Origin of the sequence: Arthrobacter liuii, assembly GCF_014639275.1 — a bacterium.
GTDB lineage: Bacteria > Actinomycetota > Actinomycetes > Actinomycetales > Micrococcaceae > Arthrobacter > Arthrobacter liuii.
This window is the reverse complement of sequence record NZ_BMFW01000083.1, coordinates 1-719: the sequence shown is the minus strand read 5'-3', so window position 1 is coordinate 719 and position 719 is coordinate 1. Positions and strand designations below refer to the sequence as shown.

Genomic DNA, 719 nt, shown 5'->3' with positions numbered 1-719 from the left:
TGGCCTAACCCGTAAGGGGGGGAGCTGTCGAAGGTGGGACTGGCGATTGGGACTAAGTCGTAACAAGGTAGCCGTACCGGAAGGTGCGGCTGGATCACCTCCTTTCTAAGGAGCGCCTACAACAACCCATTGCTGACGCGTGTTGGTGGTGTGGTGTTGTCAGGAAGCAAGCCCGTAGCACGGACGATTGTTCCGTGGCGGGTGCTCATGGGTGGAATATCAACGAATAGCGGCCGTGGTGTTTCTTTGCCTTCTCTAGTACGGACCTGCCTTTGGGTGGTCCTGGAACGGTGGGTGTGGGGATGGTGCGGTTTAGTGTTTGGCACACTGTTGGGTCCTGAGGCAACAGGACCGGGTGGGGTTGCTGTGGCTTTGGCTGTGGTGGTTCCTTGTCCGGGTTTGTTTGTTTCTGGTTTCCCTGCTGCACCGATCACGCACACTTGGTGTGTGTGGGGTGTGTGGTGTGGGGTTGTTGTTTGAGAACTACATAGTGGACGCGAGCATCTTGTATAAGAAGCAATTTCCAAGATATATGAACCTGGATCTGATGGTTTGCTGGCTGCGCTTTTTTGGGTGTGGTTGGTTGCTGTTTGGTTTCGTGGTTCTCTCGAAATTAGTTTTTTGATCTTTGTGGTCAAGTTTTTAAGAGCACACGGTGGATGCCTTGGCATTAGGAGCCGAAGAAGGACGTAGGAATCTGCGATAAGCCTGGGGGAGTC

2 rRNA genes are annotated in these 719 nt (G+C 53.3%); both read left to right on the top strand.

What is annotated here, in order from left to right:
• A 16S ribosomal RNA gene (locus IEW19_RS23180) occupies window positions 1–105 on the top strand; the annotation flags it as partial.
• Window positions 106–632: 527 nt separating this feature from the next.
• A 23S ribosomal RNA gene (locus IEW19_RS23175) occupies window positions 633–719 on the top strand; the annotation flags it as partial.